The organism is Sorangium sp. So ce128, from assembly GCF_051525245.1.
Taxonomy (GTDB): Bacteria; Myxococcota_A; Polyangia; order Polyangiales; family Polyangiaceae; genus Sorangium; species Sorangium cellulosum_B.
In genome coordinates this window covers 1322292-1348306 of the sequence record NZ_CP150313.1, presented here as the reverse complement: position 1 = coordinate 1348306, position 26015 = coordinate 1322292, and the positions used below count along the sequence as shown (strand labels likewise).

Sequence of the window (26015 nt, the reverse complement as noted above, 5' to 3'; positions counted from 1 at the left end):
GCTCCCGCCGGGAGGATCCCATGACCGATCTCGACGACCGCTGTCTCGACACGTTCCCCGAGTGGCTGCGCAGCCTCGCCTCGGACGCCACGGATCTGGCGGGCCTGCTCGCCTCGCCGGAAAGCCCGGAGGCCACGCGCCGCTCGCTCGCGGGGGGCCTCAACTACCTCTTCAAGTCGCTCGACCTCATCCCGGACGGCATCGAGGATCTCGGCTTCCTCGACGACGCCTTCGTGCTGCGCGTCGCCGCGTCCTTCGCCGCGGCGGAGAGCCCTGAGCTGCGCGATCAGGCGCCGGCCCTCGCGCGGCTCGCCCGCGACGCGGAGCTCATCGCCGAGCTGCTCGGCGGCGACTACGCCCGGCTCAAGGGCTACGTGCGCTCGCTGGAGAAGGGCGCCGCGCGCGGCCGCACCGTCGACGACATCCTGAGCGACGAGCAGGTCCGCACCTCGTTCATGCACGAGATCACCGGCTGGGCGTCGAGCTACACGGCACCGAGCTTCAGCCGTGACGCGAAGAATCTGATCAAGCTGAAATCATTCCTCTCCGCCAAGCTCCCGGCCTGATCGCGCGCGTCGAGGCGCCGCTGCGGCGCGCCGCGGCGCGTCCACCGCTCGCCATGGTACACCCCCGATCATCCCCCGGAGGATCGCGTCCGATGTCAGCCGCTCCCCGCCTCACCGCGCTGCTCGCCGCACTGCTCGCCGCGGGCTGCGACGCCGACCGACCTGCCTCGACGGCGCACAGCCCGGCTGCCGCCGCCTCCTCTCCGCCTTCGCGCTCGACCGGAGCCCCGGCCGCGCCGCCGCCCGACGCGGATCGCTCCTACGCCTACCCGGCCGCCGATCGCGTGGTCGCCATCGGCGACGTCCACGGCGACCTCGCGGCAACGCGCGCGGCCCTGCGGATCGCGGGCGCGATCGACGGCGCGGATCGCTGGATCGGCGGCAAGCTCGTGCTCGTGCAGACGGGCGACGAGCTCGACCGCGGCGACGGCGAGCAGGAGATCGTCGACCTCTTCGATCGCCTCGCCGTCGAGGCGCGCGCCGGCGGCGGCGTCGTGTACGCGCTGAACGGCAACCACGAGGTCATGAACGTCCAGCTCGATTTCCGCTACGTCACCGAGGGCGGCTTCAAGGACTTCGAGGACGTGCCCGGGCTCGACGCGTCGGGCCCCCGCCTCGCGCCGGTGCCGCCCCCCGCGCGAGCCCGCGCCGCCGCGTTCGCCCCCGGCGGTCTCTACGCGAGGAAGCTCGCGGCGCGCGACGTGATCATCGCGGTCGGCGACACCGTCTTCGCGCACGGCGGCGTGCTCCCGGCCCACACGCGCTACGGCATCGCGCGGATCAACCGCGAGGTGCGCGCGTGGATGGAGGGGAAGAGCCCCTCCGCGCCGGCCGTGATCGCGGCCGAGGACAGCCCGGTGTGGGCGCGCCTCTACTCGAGCGAGCCGCCGCCGGCCCCGGGGTCGCCCCCCTGCGCGGCGCTGGACCAGACCCTCGCGGCGATGTCCGCGAAGCGCATGGTCGTGGGCCACACGGTCCAGAAGCACGGCGTCACGTCGGCCTGCGGCGACAAGATCTGGCGGATCGACGTCGGCATGGCGTCGCATTACGGCGGAAAACCAGCAGCGCTGGAGATTGTCGGTGACACCGTGCGCGTCTTGACGGCCGACGCAACCAAGGCGACCGAGGCGGCCGACGCCTCTGGCGGCACCGATGCGACCAGCGCACCCAACGCGGCCAAACCGAAAAAATAGACGCAATTGTGAGAAAATATCGGCGCCGTCCGCAATGCGATCGCGTGTCGTCAACGACCACGACCACGTTCACGACCACGCCGACAGGTGCCAGGGGGAGAAGCCCCTGGGCGCGCCCACCAGCGCATTGACGCGCGCCGCGAAGACCGGATAACGTGAACAGCAAACTGGGGTTCTTCGATCCCCAGGGGAAGGGAATCAGATGCCCGAGCGACCGCTCGCGCTGATCCACGAGGCGAATCTGAGCGACGGGGTGCCTACCCTGACGCTCGGCGAGCGGCGCCCCCCCCTTCCGGTCCCCCGTGCTGCGCCCGCGCTCCTGAGCCGGTGCCGGCAGGTCGAGCGCTGTACCGCGTGGCTCGACGCGGGGAGCGGCTGATGGACGACGACGAGCTGCTGCGCGCCCTGACGCGCATCGCACAGCGGGATCCGACGACCGATCCGCGCTGGCGCAGGCTCGCCGAAGAGACGCGCCCGGAGGACGCGCAAGACGCTCCGGGAAACGCCGCGAACACCGCGGCGCGCTCGAGCGCCGAGCGGGAGGAGCGCGAAGTCCGGCCGCCCCTCGACGACGAGACCCGCGCCCGGCTCGCCGACCAGCTCCTCGCCCAGCTCCGGGAGCCGCGCGGCGGTGCGCCCGCGCCGTCTCCGCTGGCGCGTCCAGCGGTCGATCGGAAGTCGGGGATCCGCTTCCGGTGCCCCGAGGAGTGGGACTGCGACGCGGAGGAGGCGAGCGACGTCGCCGATGCCGCGCCGCTGGGCGCGGACGCCGACTCGCTCAGCGGGACGAGCGCGCCGTCCACCACGGACGCGCCGGTCTGTCGCGCGATCGACGGCGAATCGGTGCCGCCCGGGACATCGGAGCCGCCGCGCGATGCGCGCTCGAGCGCGGCGCCCGGGCAGCCTGCCCAGCGCGCGCAGGACGGCGCGGACGCTCTCGCCAGGCCGCCGCGCAAGGGCCTGCCGCACCCCGAGCTGGTCGTCGAGCGGCGGAGCGCGCGGCGGACGACTCCGGCGGCGCGGGCCCGGGCGGCCGTGGGTGTGGTCGGCTGGGTCGTGTCGGCGGCGCTCGTGTCGCTGCTCGCGCTGCGGCCCGCGCCGTTCGCGCCGGGCGCCGCCCCGCTCCCCGACTACACGCTCGTGACGACGATCCTCGGCGACGGCCCGCAGCAGGGCGATCGCGGGCCGGGCACCCCGCGCCACGTCGGCAGGGGCAAAAGGCTCACGATCGCGCTCTCACCCGGCACGCGCGTGCCGGCGCCGGTCGCGGTAAGGGCCTTTCTGGTGCAGGGCGGGAGCGCGCGCCCGTGGTCCGTGGAGCTGGCGCTGGACGGCGTCGGCGGCGCGAGCATCTCGGGCACGCGCGAGGAGCTGTTCCGGGACGTCGCGGTGGGTCCCTGCGAGGTCATCCTGGTTGTCGGCCACCCCGACGCGCTGCCAGGCCCGGACGACCCGCTGCCCGACGAGGACGCCATCCACCTGGCGGGCGGCCGGCTCCTGCGGCAGCGATTGTTCCTTGACTGACCGCCGCCTGCGCGCATGAGGTAGCCCGTCCCTCCCCTGGCGAGGGAGGCCCGCCTCGCCCGCGGGCCTGCGGGCGCGCTCGACCGGGCGCGCGCGCCGCCGTCCCTGGCCGGGAAGGGCAGAGGGCATCACGCATGAACCGACGGATATTCAAGAGCAAGATCCACCGCGCGACCGTGACCCACGCGGATCTGCACTACGAGGGCAGCGTCACGATCGACGCCGACCTCCTGGAGGCCGCGGACATCTTGCCGTACGAGGCGGTCGACATCTGGAACGTGACGCGCGGCTCCCGGCTGACCACGTATGCGCTCGCGGGGGCGCGCGGCTCGGGCGTCGTGTGCATCAACGGCGCGGCGGCGCACCTCAATCAGCCGGGCGACCTCGTGATCATCGCGACGTTCGCGGACATGGACGACGCCGAGGCGCGGCGGCACACGCCGCGCGTGCTCCGCGTCGACGGGCGCAACCGGCCGCTCGCCGACCAGCCGCCCGAGACGCCGGGCCCGCTCGCGCCCAACTGAGCGTGCCCCCAGGCGCCGAGGCCCCTCCGGGCCGCCGCCTGGGCCTCACCAGGCGAGGTGCGCCCGCCCGTCGAGGTACACGCGCTGCGCCTCGCCGAGGCCCGTCGACTCGCCCTCCACGACGCGCAGGATCCCCGTCGCGGGCCCGAGCGCCACATCCCGCCCCGCCTCGAAGCGCTGCATCCGGACCAGGGCGCGGTAGGCCTTGTCCAGCAGGAGGGCCCGCTCGCGCGACGGCGCGACGAGGTACGCGAGATCGCGGTCGCCGCCGGGCGCGCCGCGCCGCACCTCGGCCTCATCGAGCGCGCCGCCCGGGAAGAAGCGGGCGAGCATCTCCGCGTTCCCGCGGTAGTCGTCGGCCCCGCGCGCGCGGCGCAGGTAGGTCAGCACCTCCGGCTCCGCGTGGCCGGCCTGCGGCACGTCGGGCATGCCGCGCAGGTCCTGGTGCCGCCAGCCGGCCGCGCCGGGCACCTTGCGCGCCAGCGAGAAGGTGTGGTCCACCGTCACCCCGACCGCGCCGTGGCAGCCCATGCACGCCCGGTGCTCCTCCGCGGTCTGCAGCCGCAGCCGGCCCTGCTCGTCCTCGATGAACGCCTGGATCTGCCAGCCGAACGCGTTGCGCAGGCCGACCTCGGGCCCGCCCGGGTGGAACGGCGGCTGCCCCTCGTCCTTCTCCTCCGCCTCGCGCTCGTACGCGCGCGCGATCGCCCAGTCGTCCGGCTCGTCGACCTTGCGCGCGTAGCGCAGCTCCTTCATCCGCGCGGCGAGCAGCGCCGGGCGATCCGGGTCGAGGTACCGCACCGAGTGCAGGAGCTCCGCCCCGCGCGGGTAGAGCCACGCCCGCACCGGGACGCCGGCCGCCCCGCCGGCGTACCGCGCGGGCAGGCGGACGACGCGCGTCACCGCGGGCTCGAGCGCGCCGTCGCCGTCGAGATCGAAGCCGGCGAGGAGCTCGCTCACCGGCTCCACCTCCCGCCCGGCGGCCGCGTCAGCGGGCCCGGCCGCGCTCTCCCTCGGCAGGGGCGACGGCGACGCGATCGCCGCCTCGAGCAGCGCGAGGTTCAGCTTGTACACCTCGCGCGACGGCGCGCCCGAGGCGTCCTCGCGGAACGCGGCCGGCAGCCGGAGGAACACGTCGCCGGCGCTGCCGTTCGTGGGCCAGAAGCTCCCGGGGAACGGCTTGTAGCGGACCGCGCGGAAGCCGCTCCCGTCGCGCGCGAAGCCCTCCTCGTCGAGCCCGGCGCCGAGGTCGAGATCCGGCACGTAACCCGGGTAATCCCGGCGCGCGGCGAGCGCCTCGCGCAGCGGCGCGTAGTTGTCCTCCCGGATGTACTCGAGGATCTCCGCGTCGCTCGTCCGGGCGGCGGCGGCCGAGAGGTCGTCGAGCAGGTTCGTCCAGGGGTTCTTCCGGGCCGCGTCCGAGAAGCTGTACTCGCGCTGGAGCTCGTGATCGGCGAGCGTGTTCGGGCCGATCCCGATCGTGTGGCACGTCCAGCAGCCGTTCGCGCCGCTGGCCGTGGTCGCGTAACACATCGGCGGGATCGACGCCTCGGGGTTGCCCGCGCGCCCGGCGCGCGCGGCCGCGGTGGCGAGCGGGTCGTAGCCGCCCCCGCCGCAGCGCGCGCCCGCGGCGAGGACGGCGGACACCGCCGCGAAGGCCAGGGGCGCAGACAGCAGGCGCGCGCGGCGGGCGGGCATCGAGGGGATCACTCGGGCAGGAAGGTGACCGCGATCACGCTCGACAGGGAGGCGTCGCCCTTCGGCCAGGTGCTGTAGGCGTTCTCGCCGGGGTGCTGCACCGACATGAAGATCGTGCCCATGTCGGGCGTGAACGACGGGCCGGTCGCCTCCGCGTCGCTCGGCAGCCCCACGACGCGGAACGCCTTGCCGAAGCTCGGCTGGGTCACGCCCGGCTGGCCCGCGCGGTGGGCAGGGTCGAGATCGAGGTAGTAGAAGGCGTCCGCGTGCGAGGCCACGCCGAAGTTGCCGTCGGTGCCGAACCACACGCCGCCATCGCGGTCGAGGAGCAGGTTGTCCGGGCAGGAGGCGTCGAAGTCGCCCTGCCCCTTCGAGCCGTGCCACACCTCGAAGTACAGGAACTCGGCCGACGCGCCCGGGTTCGCGGGGTCGGACTCCTCCAGCGCGAAGATCGAGCCCACGGCGTCCGCGCGCTTCGGGGACTGGGTCGCGTGCGTCGCCGGATCGAAGACCGCGCCGTCCTGATCGAGCGACGTCTGCCCCGTGTGGTTGGTGAACGCCACGTAGATGCGCGGCGTGCCGCTCGGGTCGCGCGGGTTCCACTCGATGTCCTCGGGCCGGTTCAGCTCCATGATCCCGACCTTGTTGCTCGCCGTGAACAGCGCGCGCCAGACGTCGTAATCCGTCGGGAAGCCGCCGATCCGGTTCCAGCTCACGTCGCGCAGCGCGTCGCCGACCGTCCTGGCCGGGTCGCCGAGCGCTGCCGCGTTCGGCGCGATGGCGGCGCTGTCGACGGAGAGCTCGATCCACTGCCCCGTGCCCGGGGCCGCCTCGGTCGGGGCCGCGTGGGTCGCGACCAGGGTGTTGCCTGTCGTGTTGTCGAGCCCGGCCATGTGCGCCGCGTAGAGCTTGCCCTCGTCGAGCAGCGCGCGGATCGCCGCCCGCGTCATCCCGGCCGTGTAGTTGCCGCTGGTCACGTACTTGTAGATGCGGCCGCCGCGGCGATCGTCGGTCCCGTAGACCACGATCGGCCGGCCGGGCACGAGCCTCCACGCGTCGTCGACAGCGAACGTCGCGGCCTCCCAGCGGGCGCGGCCCATGAAGCCGAACTTCTTGTGGCCCGTGCCCGCCTGGGTCTTGCCGTCGTACTCGCCAGCGGGCTGCCCCGGGTCGATCTCGGTGAGATACCCGTAATGGTCGCGCGGCTGCCGGCCGTTCGGATCGGAGATGCGCCCGAACTCCGCGCTTGTGCTCGCCTCGAAGACAGGGCTCACCGGCGCGCCCGGGTCGAAGCCCCGGCCGGTGAGGAACCGCTGATCGCCCGACCAGCTCGCCTCGAGATCACCGTAGTAGTCCTGCACGTTCTCCTCGGCGGTGATCACCGTGCCCCACGGCGTCTGCCCGCCGGCGCAGTCGCCCATGATGCCGGCCACGAGCCCGCCCGCGAGCGCCGCGCCGGTCGTGTCGTCGTGGCCCGGACTCGAAAGCTCGTGCCCCGCGAGGCGGCTCAGCGTCTTGCTCGTCGCGTCGTAGCGGACGGCGGTCGCGCTCCGGTCGACCGACCATGCGCCCGTCGCCGGGTCCTGCACGGTCCGGAGCCAGGAGCCGCCGACCTCCTTCTTTTCCCAGCGGATATAGGTGTCGACGTCCGCCTGCGACCAGACGTTCGACTCGACATCATTCGTGAGGACGCCGAGCTTGCGCAGGTGCCGGGCCAGCGTGAGGTGCTGCCCGGTCGGCGCGGAGCTGACCGTCGGGCTTCGCCCGGAGACGTACTCGTGGTTGACCCAGAGCCACCCGGCGGTGGCGGAGCCGTTCCACTGCGGCGCGTCGCCCGCGGTGGCGGCCCACCCTTCGCCGAAGAACGCGGTGTAGTCGTTGTTGGCGCCGAAGCGAGGCGCTTCCGGCGCGGTGCTGAAGGTCAGCGGATCGAGCCAGGTCACCACGATGTCGGAGCGCACGCCGGCGAGGGCACGGATGGTGTCGGTCGCGGCCGCGCGGAGCGGGAACTGCTCGCCCTCGGGCAAGGTGCCGGCGGCGAACAGCGCGACGCGCTCCCTCACGTAATCCCCGAGGTTCGCAGCGCTGCTCCACACCGGCGCGTCCTGGCCGGGCGCCCCGGGCTCCCCTGGCGCTCCGGGCTCCCCGGGCGCTCCGGGCTCACCGGGCGCTCCGGGCTCGCCGGGCGCCCCCGGCTCCCCGGGCGCTCCGGGCTCCCCGGGCGCTCCCGGCTCCCCTGGCGCCCCGGGCTCCCCCTGCTCACCGGGCTCCCCTTGCTCCCCGGGCTCTCCCTGCTCACCGTTCGCGCCGTCCTTGCCCGGTGCGCCCTGTTCACCGGGCGCGCCCTTCGCGCCATCCTCGCCGCAACCGCTCCCGATCGCGGCAAGACCGCCTGCGAGCACCAGAAGCAACGCCGTCCTCAGGGTCCGCCTCGTCATCATTTCCTCGTCTCCGCCGGGTAATGGACGCAGACGATGCCTGGCGACGGTGGCGCCCCAATGCCCCTCACGCGACGAGTTGTTGTCAGAGATCGCCTGACCCTCGATCGGGCGTGTCATGAGCACCGCACGACCGGCGGCCACGCGCCGGGGCCACGGCGAAGATGCCTTCAGATGACCAGCGGAGCCGCGTTGCTCGTCATGACCGCGCGGCCGTCGTCGCCGCGCTACTCGTCATCTTCGTCGGGGACGACGACGTCTTGACCGAAGCGAGCGCGCGCCTCGAGCAGCTCCCTGTCCGAGATCCAGGTGCGCTCGCAGCCGAGGAGCGGCTCTACCTGATAGACGTCCTTGCGCTGCTCGCCGTGTCCGTCTTCGAGGACCCGGACTACCTCGTGATGGAGGCCGCAGGTGGGGCAGAGCGCTCGCATGAAGGGTCACTATAGTGCGGGCACGCTGGGCGCAAGGCCCCTCCCCCCGCGCGCCGTCGACCGCGGAGCGGCGTCGGGCGGCGGGGGAGGTCAGCGCGTGAACGAGGGGAGCGTCAGGGCGCGGGGAGCGCCGAGCGCGAGAGGAGACGCCTGGCTCAGGCCGTGGCGCGGGCGCCGGCAGCGGCGGTCGCCTTCTCGTCCGACTTGATCCGCATCCCGTAGAAGGAGCGGTACACGAACACCGTCGAGAGCACGAAGAAGATGCCCGCGAGCACGAGGCTCGTCCCGCGGTCGATCTCGATCGCCAGCTCGACCGCGAGGAGGCCGAACAGCGTCGTGAACTTGATGATGGGGTTCATCGCGACGGACGAGGTGTCCTTGAAGGGGTCGCCCACGGTGTCACCGACGACCGTCGCCGCGTGGAGCGGCGTGCCCTTCTCCTTCAGCTCCACCTCGACGAGCTTCTTCGCGTTGTCCCAGGCGCCGCCGGCGTTCGCCATGAAGATCGCCTGATAGAGCCCGAAGAGCGCGATGCTGATGAGGTAGCCGATGAAGAAGAACGGCTCGAGGCAGGCGAACGCGAGCGTCGAGAAGAAGACGCCGAGGAAGATGTTGAACATCCCCCGCTGCGCGTACTGCGTGCAGATCTCGACCACCTTCTTGCTGTCGGTGATCGAGGCCTTCTCCACGCCCTCGAGGCGGATGTTCGCCTTGATGAACTCGACCGCACGGTAGGCGCCGGTCGAGACCGCCTGGGTCGACGCGCCGGTGAACCAGTAAATGATCGCGCCGCCCGTCACGAGGCCGAGCAGGAACGGCGGGTGGAGCAGCGAGAGCTTGTCCACGTTCGTCGTCAGCTTGTTCGTGAGCACGACGATGATCGAGAAGATGAGCGTCGTCGATCCGACGACCGCCGTCCCGATGAGCACCGGCTTGGCCGTCGCCTTGAAGGTGTTGCCTGCGCCGTCGTTCTCCTCGAGGTAGTGCTTCGCCTTGTCGAAGTTCGGGGTGAAGCCGAAATCCTTCTTCAGCTCGGCCTCGACGTTCGGGACGTTCTCGATGAGCGAGAGCTCGTAGACCGACTGCGCGTTGTCGGTCACCGGGCCGTAGGAGTCGACCGCGATGGTCACCGGGCCCATGCCGAGGAAGCCGAACGCCACGAGGCCGAAGGCGAAGACGCTCTCGGCGATCATGAGCTGCGCGAGACCCTGGGCGGAGAAGAAGTACGAGATGGCCATCAGCACGACGAGGACGAGGCCCATCCAGTACGCGCTGAAATTGCCGGCCGTCAGGCCCGAGAGCACGTTCAGCGAGGCGCCGCCCTCGCGCGACGCGGTCACGACCTCGCGGACGTGGCCCGACTCGGTCGAGGTGAAGATCTTGGTCATCTCCGGGATGATGGCGCCCGCCAGGGTGCCGCAGGTGATGATCGACGAGAGCTTCCACCAGAGCGTCGTGTCGCCCCCGATGTTCGGGATCATGAACGCCGAGACGGCGTAGGTGAGCGCGACCGACACGATCGAGGTCAGCCAGACGAGGCGCGTCAGGGGAGCCTCGAAGTTCATCTTGTCGGCGTCGGCGTAGGACGCCTTCGCGATCGCCTCGTTGAGCAGGTACGAGCCGATGCTCGCGAGGACCATCACGATGCGCATCACGAAGATCCAGACGAGCAGCTGGACCTGGACGGCGGCGTCGGGGACGGCGAGGAGGATGAACGAGATGAGCGCGACGCCGGTCACGCCGTAGGTCTCGAAGCCGTCGGCGCTCGGGCCGACCGAATCGCCCGCGTTGTCGCCGGTGCAGTCGGCGATGACGCCCGGGTTGCGCGCGTCGTCTTCCTTGATGTTGAAGACGATCTTCATGAGGTCCGAGCCGATGTCGGCGATCTTCGTGAAGATGCCGCCCGCGATGCGGAGCGCGGAGGCGCCGAGCGACTCGCCGATGGCGAAGCCGATGAAGCACGGGCCGGCGTAATCGCCCGGGATGAAGAGCAGGATCACCAGCATGAGCATGAGCTCGGTGCTGATGAGGACCGCGCCGATGCTCATCCCGGCCTTGAGCGGGATCGCGTACGTCGGGAACGGCTTGCCCTTGAGGCTCGCGAACGCGGCGCGCGAGTTCGCGAACGTGTTGATGCGCATGCCGAACCACGCGACGCCGCAGCTGCCCGCGATGCCGACGAGGCTGCTCAGCAGGATGACCACGACCTTCGCGGCATCCATGTGACGCAGCACGCCGAAGTAGAGAACCATGACCGCGCCGATCAGGATCTCCAGGACCAGGATGAACTTGAACTGCGTGACCAGGTACGTCTTGCAGGTCTCGTAGATGAGCTCCGAGATCTCCCGCATCGCGCGGTGGACCGGGAGCTTGTTCAGCTGCGAGTAAATGACGAGCCCGAACACGAACCCGAGCGCGCAGACGCCGATGCCGCCCATGAGGAGCGTGCGGCCGTCGATGCCGCCGAAGGACTGGGTGCCTAGGTCGGGGAGGACAAGATCGGATTCACTGGCGCTGGCGAGCCCGCCGCTGAGCAGCAGGGCAAGCGCGGCGAGCCCGGCCAGCATCGGTGCGAGCCAGGCCTTTTGGGACCGGAGAACGTTCATGGACGGTGTGCCTCCATCGCAAAATCCGAGGCAGAGGACGGCGCCATCGCCGCTCGCTGCTTCGTGGTTCCGAGGGGTTGGCCGCCTGCGTAAAGGGGAAGGGGACCGGCGCGCTGCCGGATGGGCTCTTGCTCTAACGCCGACGCTTCAGCACAGCCTCGTCCCTCGACGACCGGAGGGTGTCGGAGTGCCCAGAGCTGCCAGGCATGCCTCCACCGTGACCGGACCCCCGAGGCGCGCGCTAGCTACCATGCACCCGAGACGCCGTCGAGAGGGCGCGGTGCGCGCCCATGACGAGAAGGCCTGTCAGCGGCGCGACGTCAGGAGATGACGTAGGGAGATTACGTACGATGGTGAAAGAAAGAAGCGCGCACGACCGAACGCTGTCACACGCTGTCGCGTTCGGTCGCATTCAGCTGCGCTCGGACGCTTTCAGCGGCGCTCGATCGCGTTCAGCTGTCCTCGTCCGTGTTCAGTTGCGCTCGGTCGCGTTGTTCAGCCGCCGATCCGAGCCGGAGAGCCGCTGATCCGAGCCCGAGTCCGCGCCAGGGCTGGCGTGGGACGTGAGGAGCTCCGCGACGAGATCCCGACACTCCGGCTTGTTGCGGAGGTGGCTCAGCAGCAGGTTGGAGGCCTCGCTGAACGACTTCTCGTAGGCGAGCCCCTCGCGCGTGCGCGCCGCGACGCGCTCGCGCCCCTGCGCCAGGTCCTCCTCCAGGGCCTCGGCGTAGCGGGCGAGCTGGGCGCGGAGCTCGTCGATCTGGCGGCGCAGGTCGCGCGCGTTCGCCTCGCGCGTGTTCTTCTTGTGCTCGTAACGCCCGAGCTGCTCGCGCTTCGCCTGCGCGGTCGCGCCGGCCGCGCCCGCGCGCTCGTAAATGAGCGGATCGTGGTTGCCCTGGCGGGCCGCCCCGTCCGCCAGCTGGCGCGCGGACAGCGCGAGCTTCTCGGCGGCGGCGAGCTCGACGCGGACCTTCTCGACGTCCTCGCCGTCGGCCATCGCCTCGCGCATCACGCGCGACTCCTCGTGCGCGAGCTCCTCGACCTTGCGGCCGATCTCGGCGCGCAGCGCGCGGCCGCGGCGCTCGAGCGCCTCGAGCTTGCGGGTGAGGCTCGCGACCTCGCCCTCGAGCTTGTTGGCGCGCGCGGCGAGGTCCCAGGCCTGCGCAAGGCCGTTCTGGACCTCCTGCGGCACCTGCCCGGACGGGTAGGCACGGGAGACCATGCGGGAGAACAGGGCCGCCCGGCTCGCCCACTCGATGACGCCGGCGCTCTGCGGCGGCGGCGGCGGCGGCGGCACCGGCACGCCGTCGCTCCCCTCGACCTCCCACGCGTGGGCCGGGAGCCCGCGCTGGAGCGCCTTCAGCTCCTCCTGGAGGTGGTGGGCGTCGCGGTAGCGCTTGCGGATGTCCTTCTCGAGCAGGCGCAGCACGATCGCCTCGCCCTGCGCGTGCGCGTCGGGGCGGATCGAGCGGGGCCGCGGCGGCGCGTGGGTCCGCTGCATCTCGAGGAGCGTGTCGCGGTCGTTCGCGCGGAAGGGGAGCTGCCCGGTCAGCATCTCGAAGAAGAGCACGCCGAGCGCGTAGAGGTCGGACTGCGCCGTCGCCTCCTCGCCGCGCGCCTGCTCGGGCGACATGTACTCGGGCGTCCCGAAGACCGCGCCCTTCGGGGCGAGGCGCGGGTCGCGCGCGATGGCGGCGAGGCCGAAGTCGAGGATCTTGACGAAATCCTTCCGGCCGCCGCGGTGGGTGAGCAGGATGTTGTCGCTCTTCAGGTCGCGGTGCACGACGCCGAGGTCGTGGGCGCGCGCGAGAGCCGCGCACATCTGCTCGAGGATGTCCACCGATCGCGCGATCGGCATCGGGCCGCGCGCGAGCTCCGCCGAGAGCGGCGTGCCGACGAGGTACTCCATGACGAGATAGAGCTCGCCCTCCTCGGTCTCGCCGATGTCGTGGATATCGATGATGTGGGCGTGATCAACGCGGTTTGCGGCGCGCGCCTCGCGCAGCATCCACGCGCGGAGGTGGGTCTCTCCGCGGAGATCGGGCCGGATGAGCTTCAGGGCGACGACCCGGTCGATCAGCACGTGGCGAGCGCGATAAACGACGCCCATGCCGCCTTCGCCAAGCCGTGCCTCGAGCCGGTACCTGCCGGCCACGACCTTCCCGATCAACGGATCGGTGCTCGAAGCCTTGGGACCTGCCGGTCGCTGAATCGCGCGCTCCATGGTGCCTTCGTTTCTCCTCAGCGCTCCCCAGAAGAGCCGTTCTCGTCTCTCAGGGCCCTATTGCGCTGTGCGGTGAGTCGGATCGCTCGCTGAACGTATCCGGTTTGAAACAGCCGGTCTACGGGCCCGCGGTCGGGTTGCGATGAATATCGTGCGAGCTCCGTGTGGAGGTGGGGTGGGAGACCGGCGCCGATGACGCGCTCGTCTCGTCGAGCCAAGCCGCGCGTTAGGCCGAGCGGGCGGGCTCGCCTCCGCGGACGGCCGTTCGGGCGGGCTCGCCTCCGTGGACGGCCGTGCGGGAGGAGGGGTATCGCCTTGCGGACGGGCGCTCGCCGGGCGAGGATCGAGGGGCAGGCGACAGACGAAGCGCGCGCCGTGGACCGAGGCCGGCGCTCCGCGGCACGGGTGTCCGCCGTGGCCGCCGTCGCCATCTTCTTCTGGTTCTGGTTCTGGCGCGAGGGCCAGCGTGCCGCCGTGCCGCCGGACGATCTCGGTCGAGATCGACAGCCCGAGGCCGGTCCCCTGCCCTCGCGGCTTCGTGGTGAAGAACGGATCGAAGATGCGCTGGGCGAGGTCCGCCGGAACGCCGGGCCCGCTGTCCGAGATCGCGACGGCCGCCATGTCCTCGTCGACCCAGGTCTCGATGCAGATCGCCGGCTCGCCGGGCGCACGCGGCGCCGCGCCCCCGCCGGAGGTCCCCTCCTCTGCCGGCGCGGCGGGCGCCGGCGGCGCCTCGATCGCCTGGATGGCGTTGACGAGGAGGTTCATGAACACCTGGTTGATCTCGCCGCCCCTGCAGGTGACGGGCGGCAGCTCGCCGTAGCGCCGGATCACCTCGATGCGCGCCTGCCGGAGCCGCGGGCCGAGCAGGAGCAGCGTCTCCTCGAGCCCGGCGTGCAGATCGACCGGCAGCGGCTCGCCCGAGACGCGCGAGAAGCTCTTCAGGTTGGTGACGATGCGGACGCTGCGCTCGACCGCGCGGTGGACGAGGGTCGAGATGCCGGCGAGATCGTCGAGCGCCGCCTCGGTCTGGAGCCGCTCGCGGAGCGCCTCGAGCGCGCGGCGGCGCTCGCCCGGGAGATCGCGCTCCGCCTCGCGGTACGCGTCGAGGACGGCGCGGAGCTCCGCGGCGCGCTCCTCGATCGGCTGGGCGGCGCCGGCGATGGCGTTCAGCGGGTTGTAGATCTCGTGCGCCACGCCGGCCACGAGCTCGCCGATGGAGGCGAGCCGCTCGCCCTGGATGAGCGCGGCCTGCGTCCGCTTCAGCTCGGACAGGGCGCGCGTGAGCTCGGCGGTGCGCGCGGCGACGTTCTCCTCGAGGCCGGCGCGCTCGGCCTCGAGCTCGGCGATCGTCCGGGACAGCGCCTGCCGCATGCGCTCGACGCTCTCGCCGAGACCCACGACCTCCTTCGGCCCTGACAGCCGCGGCACGGCGGCGTCGAGCTCGCCGCGCGCGACCTCGTCGGCGGCGCGGGCGAGCTGTGCCATCGGCCGGGAGAGCTCGCGCGCCGCCCGCGCGACGACGCCGAGGGCGGCGAGGACGAGGAGGGACAGCGAGGCGAAGAGCGCGGTGATCGCGTTGAAGTCCTCGTCGAACGACGAGCCGGTGGCGAGCGCGCGGTAGAGGCCGATCGACGAGAAGAGCGAGAGGAGCCCCGTGAACAGGAGGGGCAGCCCGAAGTCGCGCAGCATGCGCCGCCGGAGGGGCGTCGGGGGCGCGCCGCCGTGCTCGGGCGCGCCCGTCCAGGCGCGCAGGAGGTCCACCGCGCGGGCGACCGAGTCCTTGTGCCAGGCGCGCTGGTAGAACGAGACGCCGAAGGCGAAGAGCGCGCCGAAGCCGAGCTGCATGAGCGCGTCGGCGACGCTGGAGGTGGCGCCGACGCGCACGTAGGCCATGCCGATCGCGGTGCACCCGAGCCACAGCGCGAAGTTCAAGGAGGCGAGCACGTCGGGGAGCCGCTCGGCGCGGGCGAGGCCACGGTCGAGCAGGGCGCGGGCGCCGGAAGGGCCGGCCGCGAGGGCGGCCAGGATCGGGCGCGTGGCGGGGCGCACGGCGAGCGTGAAGCCGAGGGTGCCCGAGAGGGCGAGGAGGGGGACGACCTCGAACCACGCCTGGAACACGACCTGGCTCTGGGTGCGGAGGAACGCGACGCAGAAGAGCAGCATGACGTGCCCGCCGACGATGCCCGCGGTCGCCGCCGACTCCGCGAGCCTCGGCCGGAGCGCCGCGGCGAGGGCGCGCGCCGAGGCGGCGTCTCCGGCGCCGCCCTCGACGGCGCCTTCGCGGAGCAGGGCGCGGTAGATCGCGCGGCGCATGCCGCCCGCCATGACGCCGAAGGCGACCGCGGTCACCAGGAGGCCGAGCCACGACGGCGGCGTCGCGCGGCCGATCCCGAGCGGCCCTGGCCAGGAGGGGGGCACGGTCGGGGCGCCTCGGAACGCGAGCGGCAAGACCGCGAGCGGCCACGAGAGGGTGCGGATCGCCGCCGCGACGGCGAAGCCGCGGTCGCCGCGGCGGGTGAGCGCGCCCGAGAACGCGGCCGAGGCGGCCAGGGAGGCGAGCAGGAGGATCGCCGGCCACGGCGTGGTGAGGGCGGCGGGGACGACGGCGGAGAGGAACAGGAGCGCCGAGAACAGCTCCCATCCGGTCGCGACGAGCTCTGCGCGGACGCGCGGGGCGCGGAGCGCGGCGGGCGGGGGCGGCGGCGGCGTGGTCACGAGGCGGGCGGCATGGAAGCGCAGGGCGCGCGCCCTCGCAACGGCGCCCCGGCCCGCGGCGGGGCGCGCCTCCGCGCGTCAGCGGGCGGGGAGGCGCACGCCCGGGAGGACGGTGCGCCGCTCGACGACCTCCTCGAGCGCGTCGGCGTCGATCAGGAGGTGCGCCCGCAGGCTGTCCTCGATCACCGAGAACACCTTGCCCTGGTAACGGATCTCGCGGCCGGGCCCGGCCGCGAGCCAGTAGTTGCCGCCGGGGCCGCTGCCGTCGCCGGCCGCGCTCGGGCTGGCCAGGAGCGGCTCCGTGTTGCCGGGGAACGGATCGGGCGGGGTCGCGAAGCCCGGGAACGACGGCGCGGGCGGCGCGGGCCCGAAGAGCTCGGGGCCTGCGGAGAACGTGAGCGACGCGCCGGGCTCGAAGCTCACCGACAGGGCGCCGCCGCGAGCGGCGACCACCACGCCGGGCGTGCGCTCCTCGACGACGACCTCCTCGATGACCTTCCCGGAGACGAGCAGGAGCTTGTGGCTGCTCGTCACCTGCGAGCTCTCGGCCGTGAGCTCGCGGCGCAGCGCGATCGGGTGCGAAACGTAAAATTGCAGGTTCTTCACGTCGCTGTCGCTCAGGTCGCGCTGCACCCGGAGCTCGTGCGTGAACGGGACGAGGCGGGGGCCGCAGCCCAGGAGGAGGAGCGAAAGGAGCGCCAGGAAGAGCGGGGCGGACGCCGTGGACAGGCGCCAGCGCGCCGCGGCGTGGGTCGTGTGGACGGAGAACGGCATGGAAGCCCTCGTTGAGGAGGCCCCGGCGAGATCGCCGCGGCGCACCTCTTCGCAACGGGGCGGCCGGACGCAGCTTACAGCGAGCCGCCCGCCGCGAGGGTGCCTGGCGACGCAACGGCGGAGTCGCCGCCGCCTCCGGGGCGCGCGACGGGATGAGGCGCTCAGCCGGCTCCAGGACGATTGGCGATGTCCGCCAGGTGCTGTTTCAGCACCTCCGCGCGGATCGGCTTGACCAGGTGCACGTCGAACCCGGCCTCCCGGGTCATGCGGCGGTCCGATTCCTGGCCGTAACCGGTCATCGCGAACAGCGATAGGCCCGCGAGGCCGGGAGTGCGACGCAGCGCGCGCGCGACGTCAATCCCTGTCATGCCCGGCATGCCGATATCGAGCAGCACGACGTCGGGCTGGAGCTGCGCCGCGAGCTCGAGCGCTGAAGGGCCGTCGAACACGGCGTGCACGTCGTTGCCCATGCGCTTGAGCAGCAGCGCCATGCTCTCGGCCGAGTCGTGGTTGTCGTCGACGACGAGGATGCGCAGCTTGCGCCCGGCTTTCGTTGCGGGCGCGCCCACCGTCGGCGGCGCGAGGGGGCGCGTCAGCCGCGGCAATCGCACGATGAACTCGCTGCCGCCGCCGGGCCCCTCGCTGAGCGCCTGGACCGTCCCGCCGTGCAGCTCGACCAGCCGGCGCACGATCGTCAATCCGAGGCCGAGCCCGCCCTCGACGCGATCGAGGCCGCGCTCCCCCTGCGTGAACAGATCGAACACCTGCGGCAGCAGCTCGGGCGATATCCCCACGCCGTTGTCGCGGATACGGAGGATCGCGTGCGCGTCGTCCGCCTCCACGGTGACCCGGATCGCGCCGCGCGGCGGCGTGAACTTCGCCGCGTTGTGCAGCAGGTTGCTCACCACCTGCGTGAGCCGCGCCAGGTCGCCCGGGACGATGGCGAGCGGCTCGGCGGGCAGCTGCAGCTCCAGGGTCTGCTCGCGCGCGTCGATCCAGGTCCGGGACGCTTCCGCCGCGCGCGTCACCACGTCGGCGAGGTCGATCCGCTTGGACTCCAGGGCGATCTTGCCGCGCGTGATGCGGCTCACGTCGAGCAGGTCGTCGACGAGCCGCACGAGCTGACCGAGCTGCCGTTCCATCAGGCCGGCTGCCCAGACGACCTGGGCGTTGTCCTGGCCTTCGAGCTTGAGGACGCTGGTCGCGTTGGCGATCGGCGCCAGCGGATTGCGCAGCTCGTGCGCCAGCATCGCCACGAATTCCTCCATCTGGCGCGCGTTGGACTCCATCTGCTCCAGGCGCTTGCGCTCGCTCAGATCGCGCGTGATCTTGGAGAAGCCGCGCAGCTCGCCGCCCGGACCACGGATGGCCGTGACGAGGACGCTCGCCCAGAACATCGAGCCGTCCTTGCGCACGCGCCAGCCTTCGTCCTCGAAGCTGCCTTCGCGCCGCGCGGCGGCGAGCACCGTCTCTGGCCGGCCGCGCTCGATCGCCTCGGCCGGATAGAAGCGCGAGAAATGCGTGCCGATCACCTCTCGCGCGGAATATCCCTTGATCCGCTCCGCGCCGGCGTTCCACGTGGCCACCCTGCCCTCGGGGTCGAGCATGAAGATGGCGTAATCCTTCACGCCTTCGACCAGCGTGCGGAAGCGCTCCTCGCTCTGCCGCAGCGACTCTTCCTGGCGCTTGCGCTCGGTCAGATCGCGCGTGATCTTGGAGAAGCCGCGCAGCTCGCCGTCGGGGCCGTGGAGGGCCGTGATGATGACGTTCGCCCAGAACATCGAGCCGTCCTTGCGCACGCGCCAGCCTTCGTCCTCGAAGCGGCCTACGCGCCGCGCTTCGGCGAGCTCTGTCTGTGGCCACTTCCGCTCGATCGCCTCGGCCGGATAGAAGCGCGAGAAGTGCGAACCGATCACCTCTTGCGCGGAGTATCCTTTGATCTGCTCGGCGCCGGCGTTCCACGTGATCACGCGCCCCTCGGTGTCCAGCATGAAGATGGCGTAGTCCTTCACCCCTTCGATCAGCATGCGGAATTGCAGATCGGCGCCGAGCCCCGTCGGATCCATGCGGCACAGCCTACAGCATGGGTACACGTTTGCCACGCGGCGAGGCTCTCCGTTCCCGTCCTGCTCTCCGCGTCTGCGAGCGGTCATCGTGGCGGCCGGCAGCCGCGAGTGACGAGCACAGCAATTGCCGCGTGGGCCGGCGTCGAGAGCGCCCGCCGGCGGCCGCGCAGGGCCACGGCTACCCGCTGGAGCGGTTCGAGACTGTCAAGACGGACTCATCGATTGTGGCGCCATCGAACGTGGCCAGTGCGAGCCACCCAACCTCGACGGCACCGGTACTGTCTTGCCCATCAGCGCCGAGAGCGCGCGGCGCGGATCCGTTATCGACGCCCGGTGGCTCACGCTCGAGTTGGTGTGCGTGCGTGTCGCGGGGAAAGAGACGCCGGTGTACCCTGGCCGGTGTACCCTGAGGCCCCCGCGAGCATCTCCGCTGCGACCGCTCCAGAACGAGCACGATCATGCATCCTGACCCCTGGCACCTGGTCACCAGACAACCGGACTATGTCCTGACTTCCTGGCACCAGATCTTCTGCGTCATCTGGCGCCGCGAGACGACCGAGGAGGCCGCGCGCCACCTGAGCGACGCGTGCGCGGAGTTCGCGAAGAAGCACCCGCGCGGCATAGGGCTGCTCACCCTCGTCGAGAGCGGGGCGTCGTTGCCGTCGGCGCCCGCGCGCAGGGCGATCGCGAGCTTCCTCGCGGAGGCGAGCGCAACCATCAGGTGCTCAGCGGTCGTCTTCGAGGGCTCGGGGTTCCAGGCGGCGATGGTTCGCAGCGTCGTGACAGGGCTCACGCTCATTGCCCGTCAGCGTTATCCGCACAGGGTATGTGACATCCGGGAAGCCTGGCAGATGTTCGCAGAGCTCCTGCCCCTGGCGACGGGCGCCGCCGTGAGCGAAGCCGCGTTCCGGGCATCGCTCGACGCGCTGCGCGAGGACCTCCGCCGGACATGAGCCGGCGCTGCGCCTACTCCCAGTACAGCGTCGCCCGCCCGATCGCGGTGAACGGCCACCCCGGCGAGTAGTGGATCCCGGTGACCGCGGCCGGCTCGTACTGCAGCCGCGACTCGCTCGCGAACTGGACCTCGCGCCACGTCGTGTCGAAGAGGTTCTGGATGTCCACGGCCACCTCGACGTTCTTCCACCGCAGCCCGGCGTTGGCGTCGACGACCGTGAACCCCTCGGCGGTGAGCGACTCGTCCTCGGTCGCGGGCCGAGCGCCGATCGCCTTGACCCGCAGCGCCGCGAACGGCGTGAACGCGCCGAGCGTCGGGCGGACGCCGACGCCCGCGGTCAGCGTCTGGGTCGGCGCGAGGGCGACCGCGCTCGCGTTGCCGGCGTTCTCGCGGAAGCGCGCGCGGGTGAAGGTCGCGTCCACGTCCGCGAAGAGCCAGCTCCCGAGCCGGTAGCGCCCGCCGATCTCGATCCCGTAGCGCCGCGTCTGCCCCGACGCTTCGGTCGCGCCCGCGTCGCCGCTCCAGACCAGCTCCGAGTCCAGGTCGAGCAGGAACGCGGCCCCGCTCAGCGACAGCCCGCGCAAGGGCGCGACCCGCAGGCCGACCTCGTAGCCCGTCGCGGGCGTGATCAGCGTCGCCGCCCCCTGCCCCAGCACCACGCCCTGCGCGTCGTTCGAGTGGAAGCCCCGCCCGAAGTGGGCGAAGAGATCGACCCCCTCGACGGGCGACACGATCGCCGTGAGCTTCGGGAGCAGCTGCATCTGTCCCCGGGCGCCGCTCGACCTGTTCCCCGCCGCCTCGAGGTCCTCGCCCGGATCGTCCACGTTGACGTCGATCCACTGCGCGCGCGCCCCGAGCACGACGCGGAGCCAGCGCCGGAGCCGGGCGTCCTGCTCGACGTAGACGCCGATCTGGCTCTCATCGACGTGGGTCCTGCTCTTCTCCTCGATCCGCTCGCGCGCCTCGTCGTGGTGGAGGGACTTGTCGATCGCGTCCGCGCGGATCTGCGCGCCGAGCGAGGTCGTGAACCTCGCCCCGCCGAGCTCGTATTGCCTGCGGAAGCGGAGATCGGCGCCGCCGACCGTGCGGTCGTCGTTCTGCTCGATCTGGTCGCCGTGGACGGGGTCCTCGCTGAAGAAGGTGAAGTTCGAGTACAGCGTGAAGCGGTAGCGGACGAGGTAGGCCAGCGCGCTCAGATCGGCGTCCCGCCACGCGGTCGAGTACGCGACGGACGCCATGTGCCGCTCGGTCGCCCCGCCCTCGGTCGGATCCACGGCGCCGAAATGGTCGATGCACGGCTGTCCGAACGCCGACGGCGGCGGGTTCAACCCGCCCTGCTCGCCCTCGCCGCACACGGCGCGCGCGGGGATCTGGCCGGAGCCGTGCCAGGTCGATCCATACGACATCCAGGTCATCTGGATCTTCCCGGTGTTGTCGAGATCGTGCGTGGCCCGCAGGTACACGTTGAAGCGCTCGAGCCGCTCCGGGCTCAGGAACGGCCCGTCGTTCCGGTAGATCTCCGCCGCGGCCACCGCGCGCCACGCGTCGCCGAGATCCGGCGAGGCGAGGACGAGGCCGCGCTGGATACCGTACTGCCCCAGGCTGACCTGCGCGTAGCTCTCCTCGAGCTTCTCGGCGAAGCGCAGGTTGACGGCGCCCGCCGTACCGAAGTCGCCGATGCTCGCGTAATAAGGCCCCTTGTACCCGTCGAGCCCTGTCACGAGCTCCGGGATCATGAAGTAGAGATCGGTGAAGCCGTGCCCGTGGCCGTGGCTGACCATGTTGACGGGCACGCCGTCGACGAAGAAGGCGACGTCGGTCCCGTGATCCGCGTCGAATCCGCGGAGGAAGTACTGGTTCGCCTTGCCGCCGCCCGCGTGCTGCACGGCGAAGAGCCCGGGGACCGACTCGAGGATGTCGCCCGGCCGGAGCCTCGGCCGGAGCTCGAGCTCCCGGTGTCCGACGGAGACGCGCGACGCGGCCTCGCTGCCCGGCTTCTCCGCCTGGATCGTGACCTCGATCGCGGCGTCGCCAGCGGGCGCGCCCTCGCCGGTGGGCTCTGCAGCGGCGGCCTCCGGCGGGGCAGCGGGCGACCCGGGGGTGTCGCCCTCGGCGCGCGCGGGCCGCGCGGCGGCCAGCACCATGGATAACGCGGCGAGCAGATGAAATGGATGGCGGTGCCCGTCGCTCGTCGTGACCGTCTCGCGCAGCATTCGTGTCCTCCTTCGCCGCAATCGCGCGGAGCGGCGTCGGGCCGCTCGCGTCGAGCTCCGCGAGGACGAAATGGCTGGCCATCGCACGGTGCGCTGGACCGACCTCTCGCCCCCGCGGGCGACCGGAAGGCGACGCGGGGGGCGGTTCGGTATCCGGGACGTGGCAGAGGCAGAGCTGCACCGGCTCGGACCTCACCGCCTCCCTCGAGGCTCCCAGGTCGAACCGGCGCCGGATGTCTCCCGCCGCCGGGCGCTGGCAGGTCTTCGGGCTCGCGAGCGCTCCGGTCTGACCGGCTCCCTACTGTCCACCGCTTCCCAGCCCTCGTCGGGCCAGTGCTTGGGGTGGAGGTCGTTCTCGCTTACCGCTGCGGGGCAGCCCCGGAGTTTCACCGGGTTCCCTCTTCGGCCCAGGCGAACGCCCGGGCACCAGCACGGCGCGCACCCTATGGCCGTGCGCCTTCGGCTGTCAATCGCTACCGCTCCGCTCGCCCGCTCGACGCGCGCCGCTCTCGCGCCATGCGCGCGCCTCGCGCTCTCCATCCGAGCGCCTCGACGCGGGCCTGCCGTGCAGGCCGAACGTTCGGGCTCTAGCGAGGATGGGCTCGCTCCTCCGTGGGTCGCGTGCTACACGGCCGCCGCCGTATATGCCCCGTAACGATCTCCGCAACATCGCCATCGTCGCCCACGTCGACCACGGGAAGACGACCCTCGTCGATCACATGCTCCGCCAGTCGGGCGCCTTCCGAGAGAACGAGGTCGTGGCCGAGCGCGTCATGGACTCGAACGACCTCGAGCGGGAGCGCGGCATCACCATCCTCGCGAAGAACACGAGCATCCGGTACCGCGGGGTCAAGATCAACATCGTCGACACGCCCGGCCACTCCGACTTCGGCGGCGAGGTCGAGCGCACGCTCATGATGGCCGACGGGGCGCTCCTCCTCGTCGACGCCGCCGAGGGCCCGCTGCCGCAGACGCGCTTCGTGCTCTCGAAGTGCCTCCAGCGCGGCTTCCCGGTCATCGTGGTCATCAACAAGATCGACCGGAGCGACGCGCGCGCCCACGAGGTGCTCTCCGAGGTGTTCGACCTCTTCTGTGACCTCGAGGCGAGCGACGCGCAGATGGACTTCTCGACGCTCTACGCCGTGGCGAAGCTCGGCCAGGCGAAGCGCGAGCTCGAGCACGAGGCGAAGGACCTCGAGCCGCTCTTCGAGACCATCCTCGAGCGGGTCCCCGGCCCCTCCGGCGACCCCGACGGTCCGCTCCAGGTCATCGTCTGCAACACGACCCACGACGATTACGTGGGCCGGCTCGCGGTCGGCCGCGTGGTCCGCGGCACCGCCCGGTCCGGCGCCGACGTCGCGCTCCTCGGCGAGGGCGGCCAGTCGCGCGGCTACGTGAAGATGCTCTACGCCTACGAGGGGCTGAAGCGCGTCGCGGTCGAGAGCGCCGTCGCGGGCGAGGTGATCGCGATCGCCGGGCTCGACGCGGTCACGATCGGCGATACGATCACGGATCCGGCGCACCCCGAGGCGCTGCCGCGCATCGTCGTCGAGGAGCCGACGATCAAGATGAAGATCGGCGTCAACACGTCGACCTTCGCCGGCAAGTGCAAGCAGTCGAAGTACCTCACGAGCCGTCACCTGAAGGAGCGGCTCGAGCGCGAGGCGATGAAGAACCTCGCGATCCGGGTGGAGCCGACGGAGGTGCCCGACACGTTCGTGGTGCTCGGCCGCGGCGAGCTCCAGCTGGCGATCCTCGTGGAGACGATGCGGCGCGAGGGGTACGAGATGCAGCTCTCGAACCCCGAGGTGGTGACGCGCGAGATCGACGGCGAGGTGATGGAGCCGCTCGAGCTCGTGGTCGTGGACGTGCCGGACACCTACGTCGGCATCGTGACCGAGCGCCTCAGCTCCCGGCGCGGCCGGATGGTGAAGATGACGAACCCCGGCTTCGGCCGCGCCCGCCTCGAGTTCCGGGTGCCGTCGCGCGGGCTCATCGGCTTCCGCGGCGAGTTCCTGACGGCGACGCGCGGGACGGGCCTGCTCAACACGATGTTCGACGGCTGGGCGCCCTGGGGCGGCCCGATGATGCGCCGCCCGACCGGCGCCATCGTCGCCGATCGCGTCGGCGTGGCGACCCCGTACGCGCTGCACCACCTGCAGCCGCGCGGCATGTTCTTCATCGTCCCCGGCGTCGAGGTCTACGAGGGGATGATCATCGGCGAGCACAACCGGCCGAACGACACCGACGTCAACGTCATCAAGGAGAAGAAGCTGTCGAACGTGCGCAACCACGGCAAGGACGAGAACGTCCTCCTGGCCAGCCCGCGGCTGCTCACGATCGAGACGGCGATGGAGTGGATCGACGGCGACGAGCTCGTCGAGGTCACGCCCGACGCGGTGCGCGTCCGCAAGAAGGTGCTCGCGTGCAACCGCCGGGAGCGCCGCGAGGACGCGATCGAGCAATCGCAGGCGGTGGAGTGAGCGGCATCGGACGCCCGACGCGCGCCTGACGCGCGCCCGATGCGCCCGACGCGCGCCCCTGCCGTGCCTGCCGCGCGATAGGATGCCCTGATGAGAACGCCGCTGCTCTTCGCTTTCCTGGCTTCGCTCGTCGCGCTCTCGGGGGCGGGCGCTTGCGGCGGGGCCGTCGTCGTCGACGGGCTCCCCGGGAGCTCCGACGGCGCCGGGGGCGCCGGCGCGGCCGTGGGGTCGCAATCGGCGAGCTCCGGCGGGCCCTCCATCGAAGAGCAGAGGGCCTCGTGCGATTTCTTCTGCTCGCTCTTCGACGGCGTCACGTGTCCGGAGCTCCGGTGCAGCGAGCGCTGCGCCGACCTGCTCTCCGAGCAGCGCCCCTGCAACGCGCTGACCGCCCCTTTCTTCGACTGCGCGGGCGAGACCGTCGCCTCCGCGGACCGGATCCCCTGCGAGTTCCTCGCGCCGTCGGTCGCGTCGCTCTTCGATTGCCTGAGCGGGCGCGTTCGGGAGTGCACGACCGATTTCCTGCCCCAGACGTGTGACGCGCAGTTCGAGGAGCTCAGGGCGTGCCAGCGCGATCAGGGCCGGTAGCGGGGGCGCTCGTCGCCTGACGCGCGCGGCCGCGCGCCGGGGTCGAGGGCGCTCCGGAGCGGCCCGAGGGCGTCGGCGACGAACGTGACGAGCGCCTTCACGCGCGGCACCCCGCGCGTATCGCGGTGCACCCCGAGCCACAGCTTGCGCCCTGGCGGCGGCGAGGGCGGCGAGAGCAGGCAAAGGCCGGCGGTCGCGTCGCCGAGGTAGCGGGGCAGGCAGACGAGCCCGACGCCGGCGGCCCCCATCGTCGCCTGGGGCTCGCGGCCGTTGGTGCGCGCGGCGACGCGGGCCTTCGCGGCGACGGCGCGCACCCACGACAGGTCGGCGATCGCCGGAGGATCGTCGTTCATGGTGACGAGGGTGTGGCCCTCGCACTGCCGGCCCCAGTCCGGCGGGCCGCGCTCGGCGAGGTAGGCCTCCGATGCATAGAGCCCGAACCCGATCCGCGCGACCTCGCGCTGGAAGACCTCGTGGTGCTCGAACGCGGCGGGGCGAAGGGCGATGTCCGCTTCCCGCCGCGGCAGGCTCAGCCACCGCGCGTCCGCGATGAGATCGACGGAGATGGCGGGGTGGCGCGCGAGGAACGGGACGAGCAGCGGCCCGAGGACGCGCGTGGCGAGCCACTCGGACGCGGTGATACGGAGGTGGCCTCTCAGGCCCGCGTCGCGTCCGGCGGCGGCGCGCTCGGCCGCGAGCGCGTCCTGCTCCATGCGCTCGGCGTGGCCGAGCACGCTCTCGCCCGCGGCCGAGAGCGCGAACCCCGACGGCGAGCGCTGGAAGAGCCTCGCCCCGAGGCGCCGCTCGAACGCCGCGACGCGCCGCCCCACGGTCGGCTGGGTGACCTTCAGGACGCGCGCGGCGGCGGAGAGGTTGCCGTGCCGCGCGACGGCGAGGAAGTAGCGCAGATCGTCCCAGTCGAGCATGGCTCCGGGGCGCGGGGCGCTGCTGCCGGAGAGCGCTCCGCGCCATGCAAAGGTGCATGGCGAGTCTACGTCGATGGCGGATCCCCGGGCA

The 26015-nt window shown here is 72.1% G+C and carries 18 protein-coding genes and 1 riboswitch; of the genes, 8 read left to right on the top strand and 10 right to left on the bottom strand.

What is annotated here, in order from left to right:
* Window positions 1–20 precede the first annotated feature (20 nt).
* From WME82_RS05150 to panD, 5 genes are all read left to right on the top strand, one after another.
* A complete protein-coding gene (locus WME82_RS05150) occupies window positions 21–566 on the top strand; it encodes a DUF1232 domain-containing protein (RefSeq protein ID WP_437715874.1) in 546 nt (181 codons plus the stop codon).
* Window positions 567–658: 92 nt separating this feature from the next.
* Entirely contained in the window at window positions 659–1759 is a 1101-nt protein-coding gene (locus WME82_RS05145; RefSeq protein ID WP_438041897.1) for a metallophosphoesterase, read from the top strand.
* Window positions 1760–1961: 202 nt separating this feature from the next.
* Window positions 1962–2138 carry a hypothetical protein gene (locus WME82_RS05140; RefSeq protein WP_437866706.1) on the top strand — a complete coding sequence of 59 codons (177 nt, stop codon included), beginning with the start codon at window positions 1962–1964 and terminating at the stop codon, window positions 2136–2138.
* The gene (locus WME82_RS05135) at window positions 2138–3283 is read left to right on the top strand and encodes a hypothetical protein (protein WP_438041896.1); all 1146 of its coding nucleotides are present in this window, start codon (window positions 2138–2140) and stop codon (window positions 3281–3283) included. Before WME82_RS05140 ends, WME82_RS05135 begins: the two co-directional genes overlap by 1 nt.
* 134 nt (window positions 3284–3417) lie before the next feature.
* The gene (gene panD / locus WME82_RS05130; RefSeq protein ID WP_438041895.1) at window positions 3418–3807 is read left to right on the top strand and encodes an aspartate 1-decarboxylase; all 390 of its coding nucleotides are present in this window, start codon (window positions 3418–3420) and stop codon (window positions 3805–3807) included.
* A 45-nt stretch (window positions 3808–3852) separates the two neighbouring features.
* Here the strand turns inward: panD and WME82_RS05125 are convergent, their stop codons facing one another.
* The 8 genes from WME82_RS05125 to WME82_RS05090 all read right to left on the bottom strand — a co-directional run bounded on the left by WME82_RS05125 (window position 3853) and on the right by WME82_RS05090 (window position 18762).
* Window positions 3853–5505, bottom strand: coding sequence for a hypothetical protein (locus tag WME82_RS05125; protein ID WP_438041894.1), 1653 nt, complete (start codon window positions 5503–5505; stop codon window positions 3853–3855).
* 8 nt (window positions 5506–5513) lie between these two features.
* Entirely contained in the window at window positions 5514–7943 is a 2430-nt protein-coding gene (locus WME82_RS05120) for an alkaline phosphatase PhoX (RefSeq protein ID WP_438041893.1), read from the bottom strand.
* 227 nt (window positions 7944–8170) lie between these two features.
* Window positions 8171–8374, bottom strand: coding sequence for a hypothetical protein (locus WME82_RS05115; RefSeq protein WP_437297996.1), 204 nt, complete (start codon window positions 8372–8374; stop codon window positions 8171–8173).
* 155 nt (window positions 8375–8529) lie between these two features.
* Window positions 8530–10980 (bottom strand): sodium-translocating pyrophosphatase, encoded by a 2451-nt coding sequence (locus WME82_RS05110; protein WP_437866665.1) that lies wholly within the window; start codon window positions 10978–10980, stop codon window positions 8530–8532.
* Between the two features lie 472 nt (window positions 10981–11452).
* On the bottom strand, window positions 11453–13204 hold the full coding sequence (locus WME82_RS05105; RefSeq protein WP_012233567.1) for a serine/threonine-protein kinase: 1752 nt from the start codon (window positions 13202–13204) through the stop codon (window positions 11453–11455).
* Window positions 13205–13261: 57 nt separating this feature from the next.
* Window positions 13262–15922 (bottom strand): ATP-binding protein, encoded by a 2661-nt coding sequence (locus WME82_RS05100; protein WP_438041892.1) that lies wholly within the window; start codon window positions 15920–15922, stop codon window positions 13262–13264.
* Between the two features lie 78 nt (window positions 15923–16000).
* Complete coding sequence (locus WME82_RS05095) at window positions 16001–16696, bottom strand: DNA-directed RNA polymerase (protein WP_438041891.1); 696 nt, start codon at window positions 16694–16696, stop codon at window positions 16001–16003.
* Window positions 16697–16857: 161 nt separating this feature from the next.
* A complete protein-coding gene (locus WME82_RS05090) occupies window positions 16858–18762 on the bottom strand; it encodes a hybrid sensor histidine kinase/response regulator (protein WP_438041890.1) in 1905 nt (634 codons plus the stop codon).
* Window positions 18763–19220: 458 nt separating this feature from the next.
* Here WME82_RS05090 and WME82_RS05085 point away from each other — a divergent pair, with 458 nt between their 5' ends.
* Complete coding sequence (locus WME82_RS05085) at window positions 19221–19715, top strand: hypothetical protein (protein WP_437744411.1); 495 nt, start codon at window positions 19221–19223, stop codon at window positions 19713–19715.
* Between the two features lie 13 nt (window positions 19716–19728).
* Here the strand turns inward: WME82_RS05085 and WME82_RS05080 are convergent, their stop codons facing one another.
* Window positions 19729–21930: a TonB-dependent receptor gene (locus WME82_RS05080; RefSeq protein WP_438041889.1), complete on the bottom strand. Its 2202-nt coding sequence runs from the start codon at window positions 21928–21930 to the stop codon at window positions 19729–19731.
* A 238-nt stretch (window positions 21931–22168) separates the two neighbouring features.
* Window positions 22169–22376: riboswitch (cobalamin riboswitch) on the bottom strand.
* Window positions 22377–22526: 150 nt separating this feature from the next.
* Between WME82_RS05080 and typA the strand changes: the two genes are divergently transcribed.
* Together typA and WME82_RS05070 are read left to right on the top strand one after the other, a co-directional pair.
* On the top strand, window positions 22527–24413 hold the full coding sequence (typA, locus tag WME82_RS05075; protein WP_438041888.1) for a translational GTPase TypA: 1887 nt from the start codon (window positions 22527–22529) through the stop codon (window positions 24411–24413).
* A 90-nt stretch (window positions 24414–24503) separates the two neighbouring features.
* Window positions 24504–24998: a hypothetical protein gene (locus tag WME82_RS05070; RefSeq protein ID WP_438041887.1), complete on the top strand. Its 495-nt coding sequence runs from the start codon at window positions 24504–24506 to the stop codon at window positions 24996–24998.
* Here the strand turns inward: WME82_RS05070 and WME82_RS05065 are convergent.
* Window positions 24986–25924, bottom strand: a complete 939-nt coding sequence (locus WME82_RS05065) for a LysR family transcriptional regulator (protein WP_437866526.1) — start codon at window positions 25922–25924, stop codon at window positions 24986–24988. The two genes, WME82_RS05070 and WME82_RS05065, sit on opposite strands and share 13 nt — an antisense overlap.
* Between the last annotated feature and the right edge of the window lie 91 nt (window positions 25925–26015).

Excerpts from the sequence above, each read along its gene's own strand:
- WME82_RS05150 (WP_437715874.1), top strand. The coding sequence starts at position 21 with ATGACCGATCTCGACGACCGCTGTCTCGACACGTTCCCCGAGTGGCTG.
- WME82_RS05145 (WP_438041897.1), top strand. The coding sequence starts at position 659 with ATGTCAGCCGCTCCCCGCCTCACCGCGCTGCTCGCCGCACTGCTCGCC.
- WME82_RS05140 (WP_437866706.1), top strand. The coding sequence starts at position 1,962 with ATGCCCGAGCGACCGCTCGCGCTGATCCACGAGGCGAATCTGAGCGAC.
- WME82_RS05135 (WP_438041896.1), top strand. The coding sequence starts at position 2,138 with ATGGACGACGACGAGCTGCTGCGCGCCCTGACGCGCATCGCACAGCGG.
- panD (WP_438041895.1), top strand. The coding sequence starts at position 3,418 with ATGAACCGACGGATATTCAAGAGCAAGATCCACCGCGCGACCGTGACC.
- WME82_RS05125 (WP_438041894.1), bottom strand. The coding sequence starts at position 5,505 with ATGCCCGCCCGCCGCGCGCGCCTGCTGTCTGCGCCCCTGGCCTTCGCG.
- WME82_RS05120 (WP_438041893.1), bottom strand. The coding sequence starts at position 7,943 with ATGACGAGGCGGACCCTGAGGACGGCGTTGCTTCTGGTGCTCGCAGGC.
- WME82_RS05115 (WP_437297996.1), bottom strand. The coding sequence starts at position 8,374 with ATGCGAGCGCTCTGCCCCACCTGCGGCCTCCATCACGAGGTAGTCCGG.
- WME82_RS05110 (WP_437866665.1), bottom strand. The coding sequence starts at position 10,980 with ATGAACGTTCTCCGGTCCCAAAAGGCCTGGCTCGCACCGATGCTGGCC.
- WME82_RS05105 (WP_012233567.1), bottom strand. The coding sequence starts at position 13,204 with ATGGAGCGCGCGATTCAGCGACCGGCAGGTCCCAAGGCTTCGAGCACC.
- WME82_RS05095 (WP_438041891.1), bottom strand. The coding sequence starts at position 16,696 with ATGCCGTTCTCCGTCCACACGACCCACGCCGCGGCGCGCTGGCGCCTG.
- WME82_RS05090 (WP_438041890.1), bottom strand. The coding sequence starts at position 18,762 with ATGGATCCGACGGGGCTCGGCGCCGATCTGCAATTCCGCATGCTGATC.
- WME82_RS05085 (WP_437744411.1), top strand. The coding sequence starts at position 19,221 with ATGCATCCTGACCCCTGGCACCTGGTCACCAGACAACCGGACTATGTC.
- WME82_RS05080 (WP_438041889.1), bottom strand. The coding sequence starts at position 21,930 with ATGCTGCGCGAGACGGTCACGACGAGCGACGGGCACCGCCATCCATTT.
- typA (WP_438041888.1), top strand. The coding sequence starts at position 22,527 with ATGGGCTCGCTCCTCCGTGGGTCGCGTGCTACACGGCCGCCGCCGTAT.
- WME82_RS05070 (WP_438041887.1), top strand. The coding sequence starts at position 24,504 with ATGAGAACGCCGCTGCTCTTCGCTTTCCTGGCTTCGCTCGTCGCGCTC.
- WME82_RS05065 (WP_437866526.1), bottom strand. The coding sequence starts at position 25,924 with ATGCTCGACTGGGACGATCTGCGCTACTTCCTCGCCGTCGCGCGGCAC.